The 23,070-nt window shown below is 56.4% G+C and carries 21 protein-coding genes; 16 read left to right on the forward strand and 5 right to left on the reverse strand.

Annotated features, from left to right (window positions below; translation table 11 throughout):
• Window positions 1–191: 191 nt before the first annotated feature.
• On the forward strand, window positions 192–1,052 hold the full coding sequence (locus BC777_RS15270; protein ID WP_100369072.1) for an aminoglycoside phosphotransferase family protein: 861 nt from the start codon (window positions 192–194) through the stop codon (window positions 1,050–1,052).
• A 115-nt stretch (window positions 1,053–1,167) separates the two neighbouring features.
• The gene (gene uvrB / locus BC777_RS15275) at window positions 1,168–3,369 is read left to right on the forward strand and encodes an excinuclease ABC subunit UvrB (protein WP_100369073.1); all 2,202 of its coding nucleotides are present in this window, start codon (window positions 1,168–1,170) and stop codon (window positions 3,367–3,369) included.
• Between the two features lie 17 nt (window positions 3,370–3,386).
• Here uvrB and BC777_RS15280 read toward each other — a convergent pair whose 3' ends face one another.
• Both BC777_RS15280 and BC777_RS19710 read right to left on the reverse strand, forming a co-directional pair.
• Window positions 3,387–3,944, reverse strand: a complete 558-nt coding sequence (locus BC777_RS15280) for a DUF3800 domain-containing protein (RefSeq protein WP_100369074.1) — start codon at window positions 3,942–3,944, stop codon at window positions 3,387–3,389.
• Window positions 3,945–3,959: 15 nt separating this feature from the next.
• Window positions 3,960–4,220: a DUF3800 domain-containing protein gene (locus BC777_RS19710; RefSeq protein WP_100369075.1), complete on the reverse strand. Its 261-nt coding sequence runs from the start codon at window positions 4,218–4,220 to the stop codon at window positions 3,960–3,962.
• 370 nt (window positions 4,221–4,590) lie between these two features.
• On the opposite strand from BC777_RS19710, the gene BC777_RS15290 reads away from it, so the two are divergent.
• Both BC777_RS15290 and BC777_RS15295 read left to right on the forward strand, forming a co-directional pair.
• A complete protein-coding gene (locus BC777_RS15290) occupies window positions 4,591–5,019 on the forward strand; it encodes an excinuclease ABC subunit B (protein WP_100369076.1) in 429 nt (142 codons plus the stop codon).
• Window positions 5,019–5,489, forward strand: coding sequence for a HugZ family pyridoxamine 5'-phosphate oxidase (locus BC777_RS15295; RefSeq protein WP_100369077.1), 471 nt, complete (start codon window positions 5,019–5,021; stop codon window positions 5,487–5,489). Before BC777_RS15290 ends, BC777_RS15295 begins: the two co-directional genes overlap by 1 nt.
• On the opposite strand, the gene BC777_RS15300 is transcribed toward BC777_RS15295, so the two are convergent.
• The 3 genes from BC777_RS15300 to BC777_RS15310 all read right to left on the reverse strand — a co-directional run bounded on the left by BC777_RS15300 (window position 5,486) and on the right by BC777_RS15310 (window position 8,733).
• Window positions 5,486–6,820: an ABC transporter permease gene (locus BC777_RS15300; RefSeq protein WP_100369078.1), complete on the reverse strand. Its 1,335-nt coding sequence runs from the start codon at window positions 6,818–6,820 to the stop codon at window positions 5,486–5,488. The genes BC777_RS15295 and BC777_RS15300 overlap by 4 nt on opposite strands.
• Window positions 6,820–7,623 carry a taurine ABC transporter ATP-binding protein gene (locus BC777_RS15305; RefSeq protein ID WP_100369079.1) on the reverse strand — a complete coding sequence of 268 codons (804 nt, stop codon included), beginning with the start codon at window positions 7,621–7,623 and terminating at the stop codon, window positions 6,820–6,822. The genes BC777_RS15300 and BC777_RS15305 overlap by 1 nt, the downstream gene beginning before the upstream one ends.
• A gap of 102 nt (window positions 7,624–7,725) precedes the next feature.
• Window positions 7,726–8,733, reverse strand: a complete 1,008-nt coding sequence (locus BC777_RS15310) for a taurine ABC transporter substrate-binding protein (RefSeq protein WP_100369080.1) — start codon at window positions 8,731–8,733, stop codon at window positions 7,726–7,728.
• 481 nt (window positions 8,734–9,214) lie between these two features.
• Here BC777_RS15310 and BC777_RS15320 point away from each other — a divergent pair, with 481 nt between their 5' ends.
• The 12 genes from BC777_RS15320 (at window position 9,215) to BC777_RS15375 (ending at window position 23,067) form a co-directional block, all read left to right on the forward strand.
• Window positions 9,215–10,597, forward strand: coding sequence for an aminotransferase family protein (locus BC777_RS15320; protein WP_100369082.1), 1,383 nt, complete (start codon window positions 9,215–9,217; stop codon window positions 10,595–10,597).
• A gap of 297 nt (window positions 10,598–10,894) precedes the next feature.
• On the forward strand, window positions 10,895–12,355 hold the full coding sequence (gene pdxR, locus BC777_RS15325; protein WP_100369083.1) for a MocR-like pyridoxine biosynthesis transcription factor PdxR: 1,461 nt from the start codon (window positions 10,895–10,897) through the stop codon (window positions 12,353–12,355).
• A 160-nt stretch (window positions 12,356–12,515) separates the two neighbouring features.
• A complete protein-coding gene (gene xsc, locus BC777_RS15330; protein WP_100369084.1) occupies window positions 12,516–14,288 on the forward strand; it encodes a sulfoacetaldehyde acetyltransferase in 1,773 nt (590 codons plus the stop codon).
• Between the two features lie 2 nt (window positions 14,289–14,290).
• Window positions 14,291–15,037: a sulfite exporter TauE/SafE family protein gene (locus BC777_RS15335; protein WP_100369085.1), complete on the forward strand. Its 747-nt coding sequence runs from the start codon at window positions 14,291–14,293 to the stop codon at window positions 15,035–15,037.
• 1 nt (window position 15,038) lies between these two features.
• Window positions 15,039–15,974 carry a phosphate acyltransferase gene (locus BC777_RS15340; RefSeq protein ID WP_100369086.1) on the forward strand — a complete coding sequence of 312 codons (936 nt, stop codon included), beginning with the start codon at window positions 15,039–15,041 and terminating at the stop codon, window positions 15,972–15,974.
• A complete protein-coding gene (locus BC777_RS15345; RefSeq protein ID WP_100369087.1) occupies window positions 15,971–17,035 on the forward strand; it encodes an acetate/propionate family kinase in 1,065 nt (354 codons plus the stop codon). The genes BC777_RS15340 and BC777_RS15345 overlap by 4 nt, the downstream gene beginning before the upstream one ends.
• The gene (locus BC777_RS15350) at window positions 17,036–17,800 is read left to right on the forward strand and encodes a sulfite exporter TauE/SafE family protein (RefSeq protein WP_100369088.1); all 765 of its coding nucleotides are present in this window, start codon (window positions 17,036–17,038) and stop codon (window positions 17,798–17,800) included. It abuts the gene before it with no gap.
• Between the two features lie 12 nt (window positions 17,801–17,812).
• Entirely contained in the window at window positions 17,813–20,635 is a 2,823-nt protein-coding gene (locus tag BC777_RS15355) for a molybdopterin oxidoreductase family protein (RefSeq protein WP_100369089.1), read from the forward strand.
• On the forward strand, window positions 20,632–21,258 hold the full coding sequence (locus BC777_RS15360; RefSeq protein WP_100369090.1) for a LysE family translocator: 627 nt from the start codon (window positions 20,632–20,634) through the stop codon (window positions 21,256–21,258). The genes BC777_RS15355 and BC777_RS15360 overlap by 4 nt, the downstream gene beginning before the upstream one ends.
• Window positions 21,255–21,437, forward strand: coding sequence for a hypothetical protein (locus tag BC777_RS15365; protein ID WP_100369091.1), 183 nt, complete (start codon window positions 21,255–21,257; stop codon window positions 21,435–21,437). Before BC777_RS15360 ends, BC777_RS15365 begins: the two co-directional genes overlap by 4 nt.
• A complete protein-coding gene (locus BC777_RS15370) occupies window positions 21,434–22,195 on the forward strand; it encodes a 4Fe-4S dicluster domain-containing protein (RefSeq protein ID WP_100369092.1) in 762 nt (253 codons plus the stop codon). Before BC777_RS15365 ends, BC777_RS15370 begins: the two co-directional genes overlap by 4 nt.
• Window positions 22,195–23,067 carry a dimethyl sulfoxide reductase anchor subunit family protein gene (locus tag BC777_RS15375; RefSeq protein WP_100369093.1) on the forward strand — a complete coding sequence of 291 codons (873 nt, stop codon included), beginning with the start codon at window positions 22,195–22,197 and terminating at the stop codon, window positions 23,065–23,067. Before BC777_RS15370 ends, BC777_RS15375 begins: the two co-directional genes overlap by 1 nt.
• The last annotated feature ends 3 nt before the right edge of the window (window positions 23,068–23,070 follow it).

Here is a 23,070-nt window from a genome sequence, read left to right on the forward strand (position 1 = left end):
AAACATACCCTCAGAATTAACACGATCTCAGACCAATAGAAAATTCAAACTATCGCGATATCTGATTTTTTCACAGGTCGCTGCAGCGTGCGCAGATTGACTTTGGTAATCCCATGACTGACCCTGATTATGCATTCAAAAATTGCGGCGACCAGGCTGACGCAAGCTGCAAACGACATAAGTGATACTTCGTGAAACTCATAATTCCGCCCCCCAAAAACACCTTCGATGTCCTGACGCGGCGTTGGGGCCTCACCAATGCGACATTGGTGCGCCAATCAAAACGCGCGACCGTATACAAGGTTGATAGCCCAAACGGCCCGGCGGCGTTCAAGCTTTACAGTGAAATCGGCTATGCAAACGAACGCGCAGCGGTTGCTTTCTCAAACGGACTTCAACCGGGCATCGGTGCTGGCATCCTCAAAAGCGACTTCCGCCGCGCCGCGATTCTCATCGAATGGCTCAGCGGGCCAACGCTCTCCAAAACGTACCATTCAGGCGACTATGACACTGCAACGCGACACGCCTGCGCGCTTGTCAAGAAGATCAGCGACGTGCCGTTCCGCTGGGCCTTCGCCTACCGCAGACTTGCGCCCCTTTTGAAACAAAGGCTCCAGTCTCACCGACGCGCCAATTTCAACCCCGATATCGAACGCGTGCTGGATCATGCCCTTTCCTTGCTGGACGGGCAGTTCAATAACCGCCAATCCGAACGGATCATTCATGGTGATTTGCATTATGGCAACATCATCATGACACCCAATGGCCCCCGCGCCATTGATCCCAAAGGGATCAGGGTGCACCCGCTCTTTGAATGCCGCAACCTGTTTGCAGAACCAAAATCAGAAACCGATCTCAAGGGTTTTGAAAGCCGAATACAGCATCAGATTGCGATCATTACCGAAGAACTGGGGTACGATCGTCAGATCATCCTGCAATTCAACATCCTCAACATGATCCCCAGCTTGATGAAGCCCGGCCTGACACCGGAAACCATTGATCAGCGCATCCAACGCATTGATCTCCTGATGCAGGCAGAGGCGGCGCTGTAGTGTCACGAACGATACACCACATCTGCAACGGCTCCTGACAAATCCTGTCAGCAGCTACCCTTGAACCCTTACCGAAACAGGTCAAATATACGGTTAACTCAAAGGACCGCGTGCCATGGCCGACGCCGCTACTGATCAGCATATCTACCTGTCTAACCCCGCCCCTGACGTCAAAACCCGCGAAAAGCTGGAAGGCGGTAAGCAATTCGTGTTGCAGACCGAATTCGCGCCGGCAGGCGACCAACCCACGGCAATCAAAGAGCTCTCGGAAGGGATCTTGAACGGCGAACGTGACCAAGTCCTGTTGGGCGCCACCGGCACCGGCAAGACCTTCACCATGGCCAAAATGATCGAGGAAACACAGCGCCCCGCGATCATCCTTGCGCCCAACAAAACTCTGGCAGCCCAGCTTTACGGCGAATTCAAAGGGTTCTTCCCGGACAATGCGGTCGAATATTTCGTCAGCTACTACGACTACTATCAACCCGAAGCCTATGTCGCGCGGTCTGACACCTATATCGAGAAAGAATCCCAGATCAACGAACAGATCGACCGGATGCGCCACTCGGCCACGCGGGCGCTACTCGAACGGGATGACGTGATCATCGTGGCTTCGGTCTCCTGCATCTACGGCATCGGCTCGGTCGAAACCTACGGTGCCATGACGCAAGACATCCACGTGGGCCGCGAATACGACCAGCGCAAGATCATGGCGGACCTCATCGCACAACAATACCGCCGCAACGATCAGGCGTTCCAACGGGGCACCTTCCGGGTGCGCGGCGACAGCTTGGAAGTTTGGCCCGCCCACCTGGATGACCGCGCATGGAAACTCTCCTTCTTCGGTGAAGAACTTGAAACCATCACCGAATTCGACCCGCTGACCGGGGATAAGACCGACAGCTTCGAAAAGGTCCGCATCTACGCGAACTCCCACTACGTCACGCCGCGCCCCACGATGAACCAAGCCATCATCGGCATCAAAAAAGAACTGCGGATGCGGCTGGACCAATTGGTTGGCGAAGGCAAACTGCTGGAAGCACAAAGGCTGGAACAACGCTGCAACTTCGATCTGGAAATGCTGGAGGCGACAGGCGTCTGCAACGGGGTTGAAAACTACTCGCGCTACCTCACAGGGCGCGCGCCGGGCGAACCACCCCCCACCCTGTTCGAATTCATCCCCGACAACGCCATCGTCTTCGCCGACGAAAGCCATGTCTCCGTCCCCCAGATCGGCGGCATGTACAAAGGCGACTACCGGCGCAAATTCACGCTGGCCGAACACGGGTTCCGCCTACCCTCCTGCATGGACAACCGGCCCCTGAAGTTCGAAGAATGGGACGCCATGCGCCCGCAATCCGTCTTCGTCTCGGCAACCCCGGCGGCATGGGAGCTGGAACAAGCAGGCGGCGTCTTCACCGAACAGATCATCCGCCCCACCGGCCTGATCGACCCCGAAATCGAAATCCGCCCGGTGGACATGCAAGTCGACGATCTGCTGGACGAAGTGCGCAAAGTCGCCGCCGACGGCTACCGCACGCTAGTGACCACGCTGACCAAACGCATGGCCGAAGACCTGACCGAATACATGCACGAACAGGGCATCAAGGTCCGCTACATGCACAGCGACATCGACACGATCGAGCGCATTGAAATCCTGCGCGACCTGCGGCTGGGGGCCTTCGATGTGCTGATCGGGATCAACCTGCTGCGCGAGGGGCTCGACATCCCCGAATGCGGATTGGTCGCGATCCTCGACGCCGATAAAGAAGGCTTCCTGCGCTCTGAGACCTCACTCGTCCAAACCGTCGGCCGCGCCGCGCGCAACGCCGAAGGGCGCGTGATCATGTACGCCGACCGCATCACCGGCTCGATGGAACGAGCGATGAAGGAAACCGAACGACGGCGCGTCAAACAACTGGCCTATAACGCAGAACACGGGATTACCCCGCAGACGGTCAAAAAGAACGTCGAGGATATTCTGGCAGGCCTCTACAAAGGCGACGTCGACATGAACCGGGTGACGGCAAAGGTGGACAAACCGATGGCCGGAGCGAACCTGCAAGCGGTGCTGGACGGCCTACGGACCGACATGCGCAAAGCGGCCGAGAACCTGGAGTTCGAAGAGGCAGCAAGACTGCGGGACGAGGTGAAACGGCTGGAAACGGTGGAACTGACGGTCGCGGACGACCCGCTGGCGCGGCAGCAGGCGGTGGATAAGGCGGTTGATGATGCGCAGAAAGCGTCGGGGCGGAGTACCGGTGGGCGTGGTGGCATGCGTGGCGGGAAGAGCCGGTATGGGGGGAAGAAGAGGTGATCGGCTACCGAGTGTGATCAGCGCTGCATCGGAAGAGCTCTTAGTCTGGATACTTTCGCCTCAACGTCTTTATCTAGTTCCAAGTCAGATAGGCTATGAATGCACTTGATACCGGTCCCAATGATCCGGCCTTTTTCATCTGCACCAAATCTTGCTGAGATTTCCTCAAGATATCTTGGTTCAGGGATGAAGTGATTTGAAGGTGTCTTGTTGGAACACTGGTATGTGGCGTGTGCCGCCAAGTCTGCATACTTTAGAAGTCGCTCTTCTCCTTTCGCTCGAGCAACTATGGCAAATGGATTGAATATCTTCAGATAATTAGCGTCGCTATGAAGCGGATTATCTTTGATCTTACCAATGTAACGGCGCATTGCATCGTAGTCATGGTTTCGGCGCTCAAAAAAAACGTCTGGCGGTTCATCCGCCATACCCTTAGCCAGAAGATACTTCCCAATTCGTTCCAGAAGATAAACAGCGCATTTGTTGTAAAACTTGTCAGGGTCTTTTTCGATCCGGTCCGAGTATGCGCCCAGTGTACTTTTGTTGGATATGACAGCAAAGAAACGCAAGTTCACTTTTGCCGCTTCTCGCTACCAGAATACGGTTTGGGAATGTGTAAGATCGGTTGCATGACTCCACTTTTTCGGTATCGCTGACTCGACAGCACTTAGCGTCTTCTCAGCTTGAATCCTGACAGCTTGCGGCATCACTGCGGCAGCCAAGACAAAATACGGCGATGATCCATGTGAAGTGTCGGTTCTTACCTTGGAGATACCGGCTTCACCGCTTTCATCTATGAAAATATGGCAAACCAATGCTATGTCCTGGAACAAATACTTAGCTATTGTCATTCAACCTTAAGGTGCGGACAACCCTCATAATTCGCGGTTCAATGCAACCGTAGGGTGGGTGAAACCCACTCGCCATCACGAAGGTGGGTACAACCCACCCTACCTCACTGTCCCGGACTTGATCCGGGACCTCAACGCCTGCCCAGAACCTTAACCAACCTTTCACACATCCACCGCGCGCCGCCTTAACCCACCCAAACCGCATACTGCGTACATACAAGTTCTGTACGGCATATGTACGCTCTGCATACGCCCCAATCCCCCACAAAACCCAGCGTTAACACATAATTCCCCGGGCCGAGGCCGCCGCCGCGCGCCGACCCCACCGCGCGTTGCTTGTCCGCAGCGTCGATCCCGCTACATCCCCCTCATGCGTACCTTACTCGCCTGCCTCCTCCTCGCCTCCCCCGCCACCGGGTGGGAGTTTTCGGCAAGCCCGATCTGTACCCTGACGGACACGTCGGACACCGGCGATATCACCGTCACCTATGACCCCGCGATTACCGAATACACCATCACCGTCACTCTGCCCGATGGGCGATGGCCCACGGACCCGATCTTTGGCATGGCCTTCGCCAATGACCGCCCCATCAGCATCCAGACCGACCGCCACAGCATCAGCCCGGATGGGCGCAGCATTACCGTCAAAGACCGTGGTTTCGGCAATGTCCTCGATGGGTTAGAGTTCAACACACGCGCCTATGCGATGCTGGGCGATACGACAGTCGGCGTCGATCTCACAGGGATCGGCCCGGCGATCATCGCATTCCGCGATTGCCCGGCGGCCAACCTCGCCTGATGGCCGAGCGCGATCCGATAAATCCAACAGATGATGACGCCCGCCGACTGGCGCAGAACTTACTAAAACAAGTGCGCTACGGCGCATTGGCCGTCACGCACGAAGGCGCGCCCTACGTTGCCCGCGTTGCAATGATTTGGAATGATGGTGCGTTTCTCAGCCTGATTTCCACGCTATCGCTCCACACAAAGGCCATCCAAACCAACCCCGCTTGCGCGGCCCTGATCGGTGAGCCCGAAGACACGGGCGACCCGCTCACTCATCCGCGTATGACCTTGATTTGCAACGCAGAATGCGCTGACAAAGCCGCGATCAAACCAGCCTGGCTGACCGCTATTCCCAAGGCAAAACTCTACTACGAATTCACCGATTTTCAGATGTACCGCCTAAAAACAACCGAAGCCCACTTGAACGGGGGCTTCGGCAAGGCGTATCATTTGTTGCCTTATGATCTGAGGGCTGGCGCTTAGCCCTTACCCTTCCACGGCACCAGCCATTTTTCGGCCTGCCGCATCAGCATATCAATGCTGAAGCCGATGATACCGATCAGGATGATACCCATCAGGACGATGTCCGTGGATTGGAATTTCGACGCCACCATAATCATCATGCCAGCACCCTTTTCGGCTGCAACCAGTTCAGCCGCAACAACCGTACCCCAGCACACGCCCATAGCAACGCGCGCACCAGTAAAGATTTCTGGCAGGGAATTTGGTATAATCACATGGCGCATAATCTGCCACTTGGACGCGCCCAGCGAATAGGCCGCATGCACTTTGGAAATCCGCACGCCCGACACACCCGAACGGGCCGCAATCGCCATGATCCAAAGGGCTGCAAGGAATAGCAGGATGATTTTACCAACCTCACCGATGCCAGCCCAGATGATCACCAGCGGGATCAGCGCCAAGGGTGGTACAGGGCGCATGAATTCCACGATCGGGTCAAACCAGCCCCGGAACCAATTCGACAGACCCATCGCATAGCCCAGGGGAATACCAACCAAAGCACCAAGGAAAAAGCCCACAATCACGCGGAATAGAGAATACCCAAGATGCTCGGCCAAGGTCGAGTTGCGGTAGCCCACGGTCGCGATTTCACCCAAACGGCTCCATACTGCTTCGGGCGAGGGCAGCCAGATCGGCTCCATCTGAACGCCGGTCGCCGGGATGATGTTCAACGTGCCTTTGTCAGACATCGCAACGCGCCCAAAGGCCACATCAACGGACCCGCCGGGTGCGATGGCGACACCATCAACGGCGGTGATAAATGTCTCTTCGTCGCGGCCCATTTCATCATTGTTGTCAACGCGCAGCAACTCACTGCGGTAGACCGGGATCGCAACCGCGTCATTCTTGGCAATACCATCACCTTCTGTAACTTCGGGCGCATCAACCTCTTCACCTGTGGGGTGAACCACGACCGATACGGTTGCCGTATCGCTGTCACCCGCAGGCGTCGTGATGGTGTATTCAAAGCTTCCGTCGCCCACAAATGGTCCGGGCGCATGCAAGAACCCCGGCAGCAGTTTGGATCCCGTAAAGGCACCCCAAAACACGAAGATCAGCACGATCGAGACAACAGATGCAGCCGTGTTCGACGTCACAGCGCTTTCGTCGCCAAATGTCACTGTTTTGAGTGATCCATAGTCACTCTTCGGGGTCACAAGGCGTTTCACCCCGCTCCAGATCACCATCATCAACAGGATGATCAGGATATAACCAATCACATAGGGGGCCGCTGCAAAGAGTGTCGTCAATACGGCCCAAAGTTCACCCCAGAGGTTTCCTAGAAGTTCCATTACGCGTCCTCCGTCCGGCCCATGATTTCCTCTTCCATGTCCCAGATCATCCCGAGGATTTCTTCGCGGACTTCCCCGAATTTAGGGTGCTTCTTCACTTCGCGCAGGTCTTTACCCACACCCATTTCAGCAAATGGCAGACGGTATTCGGTGTGAATACGCCCCGGACGCGGTGCCATGACCAGCAAACGTTCACCCAGCAAAAGCGCCTCTTCAACCGAGTGGGTGATCAGGATGATCGTCTTGCCAGTTTCTTTCCACAGCTTAAGCACCAGCCCTTGCATTTTCTCGCGCGTTAGGGCGTCCAATGCGCCAAGCGGCTCATCCATCAAGATCACGTCGGGTTCATTGGCAAGGCAGCGGGCCAAGGCCACTCGCTGCTGCATTCCACCCGACAGTTCGTAGACAGCCTTTTCCTTGAAGTCCTGTAAGCCGACGACATCAAGCAGGTGATCAACAATCTCGGCCTTCTCGGCCTTGGGCATCCCCTTCATTGATGGACCAAAGCCTACGTTCTCACGCACGCTCATCCACTCGAACAAAGCACCTTGCTGAAACACCATCCCGCGTTCGGCTGCCGGTCCTGTGACCTTGTGCCCGTTGAGGATAATCTGCCCTTCGGTCGGAGCCAGAAAACCTGCTACGATATTCAAAAGCGTTGTCTTACCACAGCCCGAGGGGCCTAGAACCGACAACAACTCACCTGCCTTGAGGTCGAGTGACACGTCTTTCAACGCCTGCACAGAAGACCCATTGGGCAGGTCGAACCGCATCGACAATCTATCTATTTGTAACCCTGACATGGCTTATCCCGTTATTTCCCTTGAAAATACTTGCCTGGCGACCGCAAGGATTATCATGGGAAAGAAAGGCTGGCGCGCAACCGCGACGCCAGCCTAGGTGATTTACATGTCGCTAACAGCCATCAGTGGGCCTGTGTTCACAGCTTCTTCGTAGCTATCCAGCGACGATGGGATCGACCCGGATTCGACAAACACATCAGCCACACCCTTCATGAACGAAGGTGCCGCGCCGCCAAGCCACGCGTCAGACAGCTGTGTTGCCACATCAGGGAACACGAATGTCGCCATGGTTTCGGCAGTCGCGTCTTCGTCCATACCAGCATCATTTGCGATCACTGGCAGCATTTCAGCAACTCCGGACCCATCGTTCCATGCCGCGTTGGCCTCGGCAGTTACTTCAAGGAATTTTGTAACCAGTTCTGCGTTTTCGGCAACGAAACTTGCAGGTGCAGAAGTCACGTCAAAGACCAGAATACCCAGTTCTTCCTTCTCAGCACCTGTCAGCAACACGTTGCCGTGCTCTTTCATGCGGCGCAGCGCACCACCCCAACCGCAGGACATATCAACCTGACCCTGAGCCAAGGCGGCGGCACCTTCGGCTGGCGCCATGTCAACCACGTCAAGCGACGCAAGATCTACGCCGAAGTGGTCCATCTGACGCAGGAAACCATAGTGGGCAGCGGTACCAAGCGGGACAGCAACTTTCTTGCCTGCCAGTTCGTCGGCGCTGTCAGCGTCAATCTCAAGGCCGGACGAGACGACGCAGTTGTCATTCTCAGCATAAGACACGGCGACATCAAGGATCTGAAGGTCCTGACCAGCGGAAGCTGCGACAACGAATGGTGGCACACCTTGGCTGACAGCGATTTGCACATCACCAGATGCCATTGCAGCAGACATGGCCGTGCCGCTATCAAAGCTAACCCAGTTGATTGTCACTCCCATCGCTTCGTCATATGTGCCGTTGACCTTGGCAAACTGAAATGGCATCGGCCATTCAAGGAAGTAGGCGACAGTGATTTCGCCGTGTCCTTCGGCCATCGCGGTTGTGGCCCCTGTCATCAATGCGACGCCAGCCGCAGCGCCCATCAGTGCATTCTTCATAGTCATTCTTGATCTCCCATGTCGCGACCCCCGATCAAAGGGCCACCATTTAACGACGGTTTGCCCGCCTTACAGTGATAGCTGAGCATGAATGATCCCGGTTTCCAAGTCAGAACATGCGCAGCCGGTTGTTTGACGCCGCAAACTGACGCCAGATTGGCCTCGCGCTTTTCCGAATGCTCAGAGAAGCGGCAAGTCGATGCGTAGCGAAAGAAATTCATGCGCATAGGTCAATCATGGATATCTGGGCGCTTACCGACTGAAACGGCGCAACGGTTCCTTCCGTACAAAGTATTTATATTGTTTTTCATCTACTTATAGTGTTGTCAGGTCCAATTTCATTGATCTGGACGCTTGTTTTGGCTATACTCATGCAATCAAACTGGCCCTATTGGGAGTGACAGAGATTTAGGCAAGGTGTCAGAAATCGGGCGATGCAGATTTGGATTCGCGCAGCCCGCCCCCACACATTGATGGAGCATCGGACATGGAGACGCAGACATTCGCAAACGATCCCGAGAACGTGATCGAAGCTGACCGGGCACATGTCTGGCATCACCTAAGCCAGCACAAGCCCTACGAAACTGTGGACCCGCGCATCATCGTTGAAGGCAAAGGCCTGCGGGTATGGGACATTAAAGGCAAAGAACACATCGACGCAGTGTCTGGCGGCGTTTGGACGGTGAATGTGGGCTATGGCCGCGCACGCATCGGCCAAGCGATGGCAGATGCAGTCACCAAGATGTGCTTTTTCGGTGGCACCGCAGGCACGATCCCCGGTGCGCAATTTGCGGAAATGCTGATCGACAAAATGCCCGGCCTTGATCGCGTTTATTATGCCAACTCTGGGTCTGAGGCGAATGAGAAGGCGTTCAAGATGGTCCGCCAGATCAGTCACAAACACTATGGCGGCAAGAAGCAAAAGATCCTTTACCGCGAACGTGATTATCATGGGTCGACCATCGCGGCGATGTCGGCAGGTGGGCAGGATGAACGTAACGCCCAATACGGCCCCTTCACCCCCGGTTTTGTCCGGGTGCCACATTGCCTTGAGTACCGGTCGCAAGATGGGTCACTGGGTGAAGAATATGGCGCAAAAGCTGCGCAGGCGATTGAGGATGTCATCCTTGCCGAAGGCGCTGACACCATCGGCGCGCTTTGCCTTGAGCCGATCACGGCGGGCGGCGGCATTATTGTCCCGCCAAAAGGCTATTGGGAGCGGGTACAGGAAATCTGCAAAAAGTATGATATTCTGCTGCACATCGACGAAGTCGTTTGCGGTATTGGCCGTACCGGTACTTGGTTCGGCTATCAGCAATTTGACGTGCAGCCTGATATTGTAACGATGGCCAAGGGTGTGGCCTCTGGCTATGCTGCGATTTCTTGCTGTGTCACCACGAACCGCGTGTTCGATATGTTCAAGGACGACAGCGATCACCTGGGTTATTTCCGCGATATCTCGACTTTTGGTGGCTGCACCGCTGGCCCTGCCGCCGCGATTGAGAACATGAAGATTATCGAAGAAGAAGACTTGCGCGGAAACTCTGTTGCGATGGGTGAGCATCTACAAGGCAACCTGCACAGTCTGATGGAAAAGCACAAATGGATCGGCGACGTACGCGGGATGGGCCTATTTGCTGGGGCTGAACTGGTAAAGGATCGTCAAACGAAAGAACCTGTGGATGAAAAGTATGTCGGCGCAATCGTGGCAGATTGCATGGCGCAGGGCATCATCATCGGTGCGACAAACCGGTCATTGCCCGGCTACAACAACACGCTGCTATTCGCACCATCTTTGATTGCCACCGCCGATGATCTTGATCAGGTCACGGCTGGCGTGGATGAAGCGATCACCCGCGTTCTGGGCTAATATCGTATGGTGCAGGCAGGCTGAATGTCTGCACCAGCTCTATTTCCGTGCAGGGTGCGTGAAGCGTCTTCGACGTTGCATAGGTCGCAAGGCAAAGGCTGCCAAGTACAGCAATGAACGCAATCTGCAACAGTTTCATGGACGATCTCCGGTTGGTGTGATCATCAAACGTACCAGCGACGCCTTTCCGTCGCAAAAAACAACCGCTTGTCCGGCAAAGAAGCGCAGTGGCAGTCCGGCATAGCTTGCAGTTCTCAGCGCATAGGTCCAATCTGCGAGCGTATCTAAGGCCAGACTATGTCAATTTCCGTCGAAACTTTTTTTCTTGACCCCTCTGCTGAAGGCACCCTTCAGGCACGTATTCAACAGATGGTGGCGCAGGGGATACTGGCAGGGCGCATCAGGCCGGGCGAACGCCTGCCCTCTTCACGCAAGATGGCGGCACACCTGGGCGTCAGTCGGATCACCGTAACACTCGCTTATACAGAGCTTGTCGCCGACGACTATCTGACATCGCGCGGGCGATCAGGGTATTTCGTGTCTGAGAACGCACCCGAACCGCCAGCATTTCCGGCACAGCGTTTTACGACGGGCACAGTCGACTGGACACGCACCATCGGGCAACGCTTTACGCCGGGGTTGAGCCTCGACAAGCCTGCGGATTGGGCGGATTACAGGTATCAATTTATCTATGGGCAAACCGATAAGACGTTGTTTGACAGCGCCAATTGGCGGCTTTGCGCGCTGCGTGCGCTAGGGATGCGTGACTTCGGGGCGTTGACCTCGGATTACTTTGACGGCGATGATCCGCAACTGGTTGACTTCATCGCGCGGCAAACGCTGCCGCGCCGAGGCATCCTTGCAAACCCAGATGAGATATTGGTCACGATGGGCGCGCAAAATGCACTTTGGCTCTCGGCACAAGTACTGCTGAACAGCCGACGCCGCGCAGCGATTGAGGATCCGTGTTATCCTGCACTCCGCACGATCCTCACCCAGTCTCGTTGCCAATTAAGCGTCATTCCGGTTGATGAAGATGGGCTGCCACCGGCGGACCTGCCCGACCAAACCGATGTTGTCTTTACCACGCCCAGCCACCAGTGCCCAACAGCCGCAACAATGCCGCTCGCGCGCAGGCAAGCACTGTTAGACAAGGCAGAGGCCGAGGATTTCGTGATCGTTGAGGATGACTATGAGTTTGAAATGTCATTTCTCAAATCGCCGTCTCCCTCGCTCAAGTCACTCGATAAAAATGGTCGCGTCATTTACGTCGGCTCCTTTTCCAAATCGCTGTTTCCGGGTCTGCGGCTTGGTTATCTGGTTGGACCTGCGCCCTTCATCCGCGAGGCCCGTGCGCTGCGGGCCACGGTTCTGCGGCATCCGCCGGGGCATATTCAACGCACCGTCAGCTATTATCTGTCGTTAGGGCATTATGACGCGCTGGTCCGCCGGATGAGCAAAACATATCATGAGCGGCGCAAGGTCATGGTGGATGCGCTGACCGCGCAGGGGCTGACAATCGCAGGGCAAGGCACCTATGGGGGATCATCGGTCTGGGTCAAAGCGCCGTCCGGCATCAATACAACCACCTTGGCCGCCCAACTACAGCCGCAAAGCGTATTGGTGGAACCCGGCGCGCCGTTTTTTGCGGGTGAAGCCCCGCCGCAAGAGTATCTGCGCCTCGCTTATTCATCCATTCCAGCATCGCGCATCCCCGAAGGCATACGGCTCATTGGAGAGGCAATCCGACAAAGCTAATTTTTGAGACATTAAGTCTCAAAAAAATTTACTCTGGCATTAGGGGCGATGTACAATTGGACCTAACGCCTGCAACCGACAGAACTTAATGTTACCGCAACGAAGAAGGGGATTCTGCGCCCCTGATTTTCTATGGAATTTTAGGGAAGGACCCATCGCCATGAAGATGACCACTGAAGAAGCTTTCGTCAAAACGCTCCAAGCGCACGGCATCCGTAACGCATTCGGGATCATCGGCTCTGCCATGATGCCTATTTCCGACATCTTTCCCAAAGCCGGGATCACTTTCTGGGACTGCGCGCACGAAATGACCGCTGGCATGATGGCTGACGGCTACACCCGTGCGACTGGCGAAATGTCGATGATGATCGCGCAAAACGGTCCCGGCATTACCAACTTCGTGACCTCAGTTAAAACCGCCTACTGGAACCACACACCATGCTTGCTGGTCACGCCACAAGCGGCCAACAAAACAATCGGCCAAGGTGGTTTCCAAGAAATGGAACAGATGAACTTGTTCGCTGACTGTGTGGCTTACCAAGAAGAAGTCCGCGATCCGACACGCATCTGCGAAGTTCTGGCCCGCGTGATCTCCAAAGCGCACCGTTTATCCGGCCCAGCCCAGATCAACATCCCACGCGATTTCTGGACACAAGTGGTCGACATCGAAATCCCCGAGCCAATTAACTTTGAAGTTTCCCCTGGCGGTACAGACTCTATCTCTGCGGCGGCCGAAATGCTGTCTTCTGCGAAGTTCCCAGTCATCCTGAACGGCGCTGGCGTTGTTCTGGCCGAAGGCGGCATTGAAGCGTCCCGTGTGCTGGCTGAAAAACTCGACGCGCCTGTTTGCGTTGGCTATCAGCACAACGATGCGTTCCCCGGCAACCACCCGCTGTTCGCTGGTCCTTTGGGCTATAATGGATCGAAAGCTGGCATGGAACTGATCAGCAAAGCTGACGTTGTTCTGGCATTGGGCACACGTTTGAACCCATTCTCCACCCTGCCCGGTTACGGCATTGATTACTGGCCCACAAACGCCAAGATCATTCAAGTCGACATCAACCCTGACCGTATCGGCCTGACCAAGAAGGTCACCGTTGGTATCGTAGGCGACGCAGCAAAGGTTGCGATGGGTATTACCGAACAGCTGGCTGACACAGCAGGCGATGCAGGCCGTGATGAGCGTAAGAACACAATCGCGCAGACCAAATCTGCTTGGGCGCAGGAACTCACCTCGCTCGATCACGAGCAGGACGATCCCGGCACCACATGGAACGAGCGTGCGCGTGCAGCCCGTCCTGACTGGATGTCTCCACGCATGGCATGGCGCGCCATTCAGGCGGCAATGCCTGAGGATGCGATCATTTCATCCGACATCGGCAACAACTGCGCGATTGGGAATGCTTACCCAAGCTTCCCAACAGGTCGTAAGTATTTGGCGCCGGGTCTTTTTGGCCCATGTGGCTACGGTCTGCCCGCCATTATCGGTGCGAAAATCGGCCAACGTGATGTACCTGTGATCGGCTTTGCTGGCGACGGCGCATTCGGCATTTCGGTGAACGAGCTGACAGCGATTGGTCGCCGTGAATGGCCCGCAATCACGCAGATCGTGTTCCGCAACTACCAGTGGGGCGCTGAAAAGCGGAACTCAACCCTTTGGTTCAACGACAACTTTGTCGGCACCGAGTTGGACACACAAGTATCCTACGCTGGCATCGCCAAAGCCTGTGGCCTGCAGGGCGTCGAGGCCCGCTCCATGGAAGAACTGACCGAAGTTCTCAAGCAAGCAATCGTTGATCAAATGGAGAACAACAAAACCACCTTGATCGAAGTCATCCTGAATCAGGAACTGGGTGAGCCGTTCCGCCGTGATGCGATGAAGAAACCTGTCGAAGTGGCCGGCATCGACGCATCCGACATGGCGGCTGAGTAAGCTTGCCATTCGACCTCGGCCCCGGCACAGCGGCGGCCCTTGCAATTGCTTTGCTGGGGGCCGCCTATGTCCGGGGCTATTCAGGTTTTGGGTTCTCAGCGATCTTCATTGCCTTCGCGGCCCTTGTGACAAACCCGCTCCCTCTCATTCCGGTGGTCTTTGCATGCGAAATGTTGATGACAGTCTTTCAAGCCCGCGGCATTCGCGGCTACATCGACTGGCGTCGGATTTTATGGCTGCTGGTGGGGGCTGCAATCGCACTCCCTTTCTCGGTTTCGTTCATCCTGTCGGTGGGCGAGGGCACGGTGCGCATCATCATCTCGGGGATCATTCTGGTATTATCGCTTGTTCTGTTGTCAGGCTGGACGTTGCGGGCGCGGATCGGCCCGTTGGGGCACGGCGGTGTCGGCGTCCTGTCGGGCATCTGCAACAGCGCCGGGATCGGCGGCTTGCCGGTCGCCGCCTTCATGTCGGCACAGCCTATGGAAGCGGCGGTGTTTCGCGCCACCATGATCGTCTATCTCACCGGCCTCGATATGATCACAATGCCTCTTCTTTGGGCGGGCGGTCTGGTCACATGGGATACCGCACGCGGCATCGTATTGGCCTTTCCGATGCTCGCCTTAGGTGTCTGGCTGGGCGGGCGTCAGTTTTTATCCGCTTCCCCTTCGACATTTCGGCGCTTTGCGGTGATGCTGCTGTTAGCTCTATCCCTGTTGGGACTGATGCGCGCCATTATAAGGATATGACATGAGTTCCCCATTTCTTTCCAACCGCGAAGCTGTTGCCCCCGCCGACCTGATTGCCCGCGCCCAAGGTTTTGGCGCACCGCGCGTCGCCATCGCCCGCGCAGGATCGCCCCTGCCGATGGAAGCGGCAGAGGACGCGACCAAAGCAGGCATCATGATCCCGGTCTTCGTGGGTGAGGCGGATATGATCCGCGCAGAGGCGGACAAACTGGATTGGGATATCTCAGGCTACGCCCTGCACGACACTACAGGCGAGGACGAGGCGGGTAAAACCGCCGCTGGCCTCTGCGGTGCAGGTGAAGCTGACGTCCTGATGAAAGGCCAGCTACACACGGATGTCTTTATGAAATCCGCCGTCAGCCGTGACGCGGGACTACGCACAGGGCAACGCTTTGTGCATATCTTCCATATCTCGCACCCAGATGGCGGCAAACCGATGCTGATTTCGGACGCAGCGGTGAACGTGGTCCCTGATCTGGAAACGCGCCAGTCGTCCATCATCGAAGTACAAAAGCTGCTGGCCAAGCTTGGCAACGCACGGCCTAAGATCGCTATTTTATCGGCAACAGAAAGCGTCATCCCAGCGGTGCCAAGTTCAGTGGATGGACGGGCCCTTGCGGATTGGGCGCGCGCGAACATCGAGAATGCTGATGTGTCAGGCCCATTGGCACTGGACCTGATCATGTCACCCAGTGCAGTGGCCACCAAGAAACTGACGGATGATCCCGTTGCAGGTCAGGCAGATGCAATTATCGTACCAGATATTGTCTCTGGCAACGCGCTTTTCAAAGCGTTCGTTTATCTGACTGGCGGCTGTGCCGCAGGGGTCGTGACCGGTGCCAAAGTACCAATCCTGCTAACCTCGCGCGCTGATCCTCCGGCAGCCCGGATCGCTTCAGCGGCCCTTGCCGCAATCAGCTGTGGATTGCCGACATGATCCTTGTTCTGAACGCTGGCTCCTCCTCGTTAAAAATCGAGGTATTTGATGAAATCTTGAATTCTCTCATCTCTGGCCGCGTGACGAACCTTGGCACGGCAGGCGAACTCAAGCTGGGAGCAACCACAACAGCGATCACCACCCGCGACCACGCCCATGCGCTTGAACTGATGTTAGCGGCTTTGGCCGATGCAGGTTATCCAATCACCGCTTTCGCCGCTGCAGCCCACCGCATCGTGCATGGCGGCGCTGTGATGACTCAACCAGCGCGGCTGCGCCCGCCGGTGATTGCGACCATCGAAAGCGTGATCCCGCTGGCACCTTTACACAACCCCAACAACCTTGCCGGTGTCTATGCGCTGCAAAAAATCGCACCCGATCTGCCGCAATATTGCAGCTTTGGCACCGCATTCCACGCGACAAACCCAAAGGTCGCGACCCGCTATGCGATCCCGCAAACGCACCACGACGCAGGCATCCGACGTTACGGGTTTCATGGGTTGTCCTATGCCAACATGGTCGCTGATTTTGGCGATGCGCTGCCCGAACATCTGCTCGCCTTCCATCTGGGAAATGGGGCCAGCCTTTGCGCCATCCACAATGGCAAGTCGATTGCTACATCTATGGGTTATTCGCCGCTTTCTGGCCTAACGATGGGGACCCGTTCAGGCGACATCGATGGTGCAGCCGTCCTGCGTATGTCGAAATCACTGGGTGAGGATGAAACCGATCGGATGCTCAACAAAAATGGCGGCCTGCAAGCGCTTGCCGGTGACAACAACATGAAGACGTTGCTCGAGCGTGACGATGACGCCGCCAGATTTGCAGTCGAACATTTCTGTTACTGGGCCGCACGTCACGCCGGGTCTGCCATCATTGCGATGGGTGGCCTTGATGCGGTCGCGTTCACCGGTGGGATAGGAGAAAACGCCGCCCCAATTCGTGATCGGATAATGGCGTTGCTGTCCTGCTTTGGTGATGTACCTGTGCATGTCATTGCCGCCGACGAAGAAAAACAAATCGCCCGTGATGCACTCGCCTTGATGGCAGAGGGGCGCTGAATGTTTGAAAGCCTGCTCACAGCCGTTGATCTGACAGGACAGGAATTCTTGATCCTGACCGTCATCGTTGTGGTCGCAGGCATCGTGCGTGGATTCTCGGGCTTTGCGCTCTCAGCTATCGTAATGGCAAGTGCTGTGATTATCTTACCCCCCGTGCAATTGATCCCGATCTGCTGGTGGCTGGAAATGACCGCCTCGCTTCTGATGGCTAGGGGAGGCTGGCAAGAAGCAGACCGCGGCGTCGTACTGGGCTTGGTTATCGGATCAACGCTGGGTGTCCCCTTTGGCGTTTTGTTGACGACATCAATATCGGTCGAAGCCAGTCAACTGATCGTCCTGATCCTGATCATCGTACTGGCGATCACCCAACTGGCCAAGATTCGCCTTGCATTTCTCGCAACAAAACTTGGGCTTTACGGCTCCGGCTTTGCGGCGGGTGTCGTAACCGGGCTAGCCAGCATTGGAGGCATGATCATTGCCATCTATGTACTGTCCCAAGACGCCTCGGCGGCAAAAATGCGTGCAGCCCTAGTGCTGTTTCTTTTCATCAGCTCACTTACAACGGTTATAACACTTATCTGGTTCGGCGTTATGAATGGCACAGCGGTCGCACGCGGCCTCAGCCTTGCGATACCAACCACCATTGGTGTGATGATCGGCCAACGGCTATTCATACCACGTTTCGCCGCCTACTATCGCCCTCTCTGTCTGTCGTTGCTCTGCGCTTTGGCCGGCACTGCCCTTGTCCGTACGCAATTCGCCTGAAAGGTCCTTTAGATGTCCCTTGATCAGCCCCCACTTGATACATCGCCCAAGGTTTCGGACGAGGTCCGCAAGACGACCTGTTACATGTGCGCCTGCCGCTGCGGGATTAACGTACATATGAAGGACGGTAAGGTCGCCTATATCGAAGGCAACAAGGACCATCCCGTCAACCAAGGTGTGCTTTGCGCCAAAGGCAGCGCCGGCATCATGCAGCACAACGCGCCATCACGGTTGCGCGCGCCATTGAAGCGCGTTGGCGCGCGTGGGTCAGGTGAGTTTGAAGAAATTTCGTGGGAAGAAGCACTAACCATGGCCACGGATTTGCTACGACCGATCCGCGAGAAACACCCAGAAAAGCTGGCGTTCTTCACAGGCCGTGATCAATCGCAATCCTTTACCGGCTTCTGGGCGCAAGGGTTCGGCACCCCGAACTTTGCGGCGCATGGCGGTTTCTGCTCGGTCAATATGGCGGCCGCGGGGATCTACACCATGGGCGGCGCGTTTTGGGAATTTGGCCAACCTGATTGGGATCATACCAAGCTTTTCATGCTCTTTGGTGTGGCCGAAGACCACGATAGCAACCCCATCAAAATGGGCATCGGCAAGATCAAAGCACGCGGCGCGCGCATGATCGGCGTGAACCCGATCCGCACGGGCTATAATGCCGTGGCTGACGATTGGGTTGGGATCACACCCGGTACGGACGGTTTGTTCATCCTTGCGATGGTTCATTGCCTGATGAGGGCGGGCAAGATCGATCTGGATTACCTCGCGCGTTTCACCAACGCATCCGTGCTGGTGAACGAAGACCCCAAGTCCGAGCAATTCGGTCTGTTCCTGCGTGACGCCGAAGGGCAACCGCAAGTTATTGACCGCAACACCGGCAAATTGGCCCCTTGGAACGGCAAAGGGGTAGAGCCCGATCTAGCCGCCACACACCGTGCCAAAGGCGTCACACACCGCCCGGTCTTCCATCAGATGGCCGACCGCTACCTTTCGGACGCCTACGCACCCGAAGCCGTCGCCGAACGCTGCGGCATTTCTGCCGAGCGCATCCGTGCGCTTGCCGCTGACCTTGCGCGCGTCGCCTTTGACGAGGCGATTGAACTGGACCGGCCATGGACCGATTTCCGCGGGAAAAAGCACGACAAGATGGTCGGACGCCCGGTATCCTTCCACGCGATGCGCGGGATCTCGGCCCATTCCAACGGCTTCCAGACCTGTCGCGCGCTGCATGTGCTGCAAATCTTGCTCGGCTCGGTCGAAGTGCCCGGCGGGATGCGCTTCAAACCGCCCTACCCCAAGCCTGCAACGGCACATCCTAAGCCGCACGGCAAAGTGACCCCTGGTGCCGCCCTAGACGGTCCACATCTTGGCTATACGCATGGCCCGGAGGACCTGCTGCTGGATACCGAAGGCAACCCCACCCGCATCGACAAAGCCTATTCGTGGGAAAATCCAATGTCGGCCCATGGGCTGATGCATATGGTGATCTCAAACGCACATGCAGGCGTGCCTTACAAGATCGATACGTTGTTTATGTATATGGCGAATATGTCATGGAATTCGTCCATGAATGTGGGCGGCGTGCATAAGATGCTGACCGACAAAGATGAGAACGGCGATTACGTGATCCCTAACATCATCTACTCTGACGCCTATTCCTCTGAAATGGTGGCCTACGCCGACCTGATCCTGCCCGACACCACTTATCTGGAACGGCACGACTGCATCTCGCTACTCGACCGCCCGATTTGCGAGGCTGACGGCGTCGCAGACGCGATCCGCTGGCCCGTGGTGGAACCTGATCGCGATGTGCGCGGCTTCCAGTCAGTGTTATGTGATCTGGGTGCACGCCTGGGTATGCCCGGTTTTGTGAACGAGGATGGCAGCCAAAAGTATCAAGACTACGCCGACTATATCACCAACCATATCCGTCGTCCCGGCGTGGGCCCTCTGGCCGGCTTTCGTGGCAACGGCGATGATCATGGACGTGGTGAGGTGAACCCGAACCAATTGGACCGCTACATCGAAAACGGTGGCTTCTGGCTGGAACACGTCCCGGAAAACGCAGCCTACTACAAACCCTTCAGCATGGAGTATCAGGATTGGGCGGTGAAAATGGGTTTTTACGATGTTGTCCAGCCCTACATCTTCCAACTCTATGTCGAACCCTTGCGCAAGTTCCAGGCGGCTGCCGAAGGTATCGGCGAACGACAACCACCCGAACACCTGCGCGAACGGCTGAAACTGACAATGGATCCGCTGCCGATCTGGTACGGCCCGCTGGAAGACGACCAAGTCGATCTCGACGAATACCCCGTCCATGCGCTGACCCAGCGACCTATGGCGATGTACCACTCATGGGGCACGCAGAACGCATGGTTGCGACAAATCCACGGGCATAACCCGCTTTATGTGCCTACCAAAATCTGGGAAGAAAACGGGTTCAAGGATGGCGACTGGGCCAAGGTCAGTTCGACCCACGGTTCCATCGTCGTCCCCGTCGCACACCAAGCCTCATTGAACGCAAATACGGTCTGGACATGGAACGCTATCGGCAAACGCAAAGGCACATGGGCGCTGGATGAAGGGGCCACGGAAGCCACCAAAGGCTTCCTGCTGAACCACCTGATCCACGAATTGCTGCCACCCAAAGGCGACGGTCTGCGCTGGGCAAACTCTGACCCGGTCACAGGCCAAGCGGCCTGGTTTGATCTACGGGTCAAGATCGAGAAATCCGCCATACCCAATGAAGCGCAGCCGGCGATGCCTGCGATCAAGTCACCCGTCGGCAAGGGACCGAGCGAGTTGGACTGGAAGGTCGGCAAATGAGCATTGAAACCTACATCATCTACCTTGGAACGGTCCTTTTGTTTTTCGCGCACCCACCGGGGCCCAGCCAACTGCTTTTCATCGGGGGTGCGGTCCAGCATGGGCTGAAAAAGGCCACACCGATCATGGCAGGCGACCTGACTGCAAATGCGATCCAGATCATGATCGCAGGGTTCGGTCTGGCAAGCATTATCGCGCTATCCGCTAACGCATTTTCGGTTATCAAATGGGCCGGTGTCGCCTATTTGATCTGGATGGGTGTGCGGATGATCCGCGATGCGACCCGGCCAGCGGACGCCAAGCCAGTGCCATCAGGGCAGGCATTGTTTCGCCGCGGTTTCATGACCTCAGCTGCCAATCCCTATGCTGTCGTTTTCTTTGCAGCGCTTTTTCCGCAATTCATTGACCCGGCCGCCCCTGTCGCAGCACAGGTGGCCATTCTTGGCCTAACCTACCTGATCATCGACGGTGCAATCTTGCTGGCGATGGGCACCTTCGCATCACGACTGGTGACCGCGTTGGGACATAAATTCGAAAGATGGCTTAGTATCCTGTCTGGCCTTGGCCTCATTGCAGCAGCGATTGCCATCGCGACACGCGGCGAAACGGAGCCTGCAAAATGAACACTAAACGCACACTTTTAATGATCGCAGCCTTCGTCATTCTCACCTTGGGCAGCTTCATCTGGTATATCGCGACATGGGATGCCGCAGAACGCACCGGCCTGATCCAAACTGATGCGCCGTTGATCCAGTCGGCAATGGCGGCGGCTCCTGCCTTGACCAAAGGAACAGCGCTATGACCCAACTTCCCCCGCCATCCGCCAAGAAACTCGGCCTTGTGATCGATCTTGATACCTGTGTTGGCTGTCACGCCTGTGTTGTCTCTTGCAAAGGCTGGAACACCGAAAACTATGGCGCGCCTTTGTCAGATCAACAGGCCTATGGCGCTGATCCATCAGGGACATTCCTCAACCGTGTGCATTCCTACGAGGTGCAGCCGGACCAAGGCGAAGCCCAACTCATCCACTTCCCCAAATCCTGTCTGCATTGTGAAGACGCCCCTTGTGTCACCGTCTGCCCCACAGGGGCCAGCTATAAGCGTGCCGAGGACGGCATCGTGCTGGTCAACGAAAGTGACTGCATCGGGTGCGGCCTTTGCGCTTGGGCCTGCCCTTATGGCGCACGCGAGTTGGACGCCAAAGAAGGGGTCATGAAGAAATGCACCCTTTGCGTCGACCGCATCTACAACGAAAACCTGCCCGAAGAAGACCGCCAGCCTGCATGTGTGCGGACTTGCCCCGCTGGCGCGCGGCACTTTGGCGACTTGGGCGATGAAGAAAGTGATGTCTCCAAACTAGTCGCCGAACGCGGCGGGTTTGACCTGATGCCGGAACAAGGCACGAAACCGGTCAACAAATACCTGCCACCACGCCCCAAGGATGAAATGCCGGAATTTGACGTATTGGCCCCTTATCTTGAACCCGTTGCCAGCGATGGCAAGGGTTTCGTCGGCTGGCTCGACAAGGCCCTCTCATCACTGCCTGGAGGAGCAAAGTAATGCATCCCGCAGCATCCGTTATCATCTTCAACACTTTCTCTGGTCTGGGCTTTGGCCTGCTCTTCTGGCTCGGTCTCGGCGTACTCGTGCCAACAGGCATGAGCGCCTTCATCTGGTTCACTCTCGCTTACCTTTTCGCTGTTGGCGGCCTGATCGCGTCAACCTTCCATCTCGGGCACCCGGAGCGTGCGGTCAAAGCCTTCAGCCAATGGAAAACCAGTTGGCTCAGCCGAGAAGGGGTCTGCGCTGTTATTGCCCTCATCGTCATGGCGATCTACGGGGCGGGGCTGGTTTTTGCCGGTACACGTTTGGCATTGGTCGGCATCATCGGTGGCGTCGCATCACTCGGCGTGGTCTTTACCACATCCATGATCTACGCGCAGATGAAGACAGTGCCCCGCTGGCGGCACTGGACGACCCCGGCGATGTACCTGCTTTTGTCCATTAGCGGCGGCGCGCTGTTGTCAGGCCAAATCCGCATCGCCGCTGTCCTTTTGATCGCAGGTGGTATCCTGCAAATCTTTGCATGGGGCGTGGGCGATACGCGGTTCAAAACCTCTGGTACCGACATGGCCACCGCGACGGGCCTCGGTCACATTGGCAAAGTCCGCGCATTTGAGCCGCCGCACACTGGCACCAACTATCTGATGCGCGAGTTTATCCATCAGGTGGGCCGCAAACACGCGGACCAGTTACGGATCATCACAATCGGACTGGCCTTTGTCCTGCCTGTGATCCTGCTGCTTTTGCCGTTCAGTCACATTCTGGCCGCCGTCGCTGTTCTGAGCCATATCGCTGGTGTCCTGACACTACGCTGGTTGTTCTTTGCGCAGGCAGAACATGTGGTCGGCCTGTACTACGGAAAACGATAGCAC

This window comes from Yoonia maricola, from assembly GCF_002797915.1.
Classification (GTDB): domain Bacteria; phylum Pseudomonadota; class Alphaproteobacteria; order Rhodobacterales; family Rhodobacteraceae; genus Yoonia; species Yoonia maricola.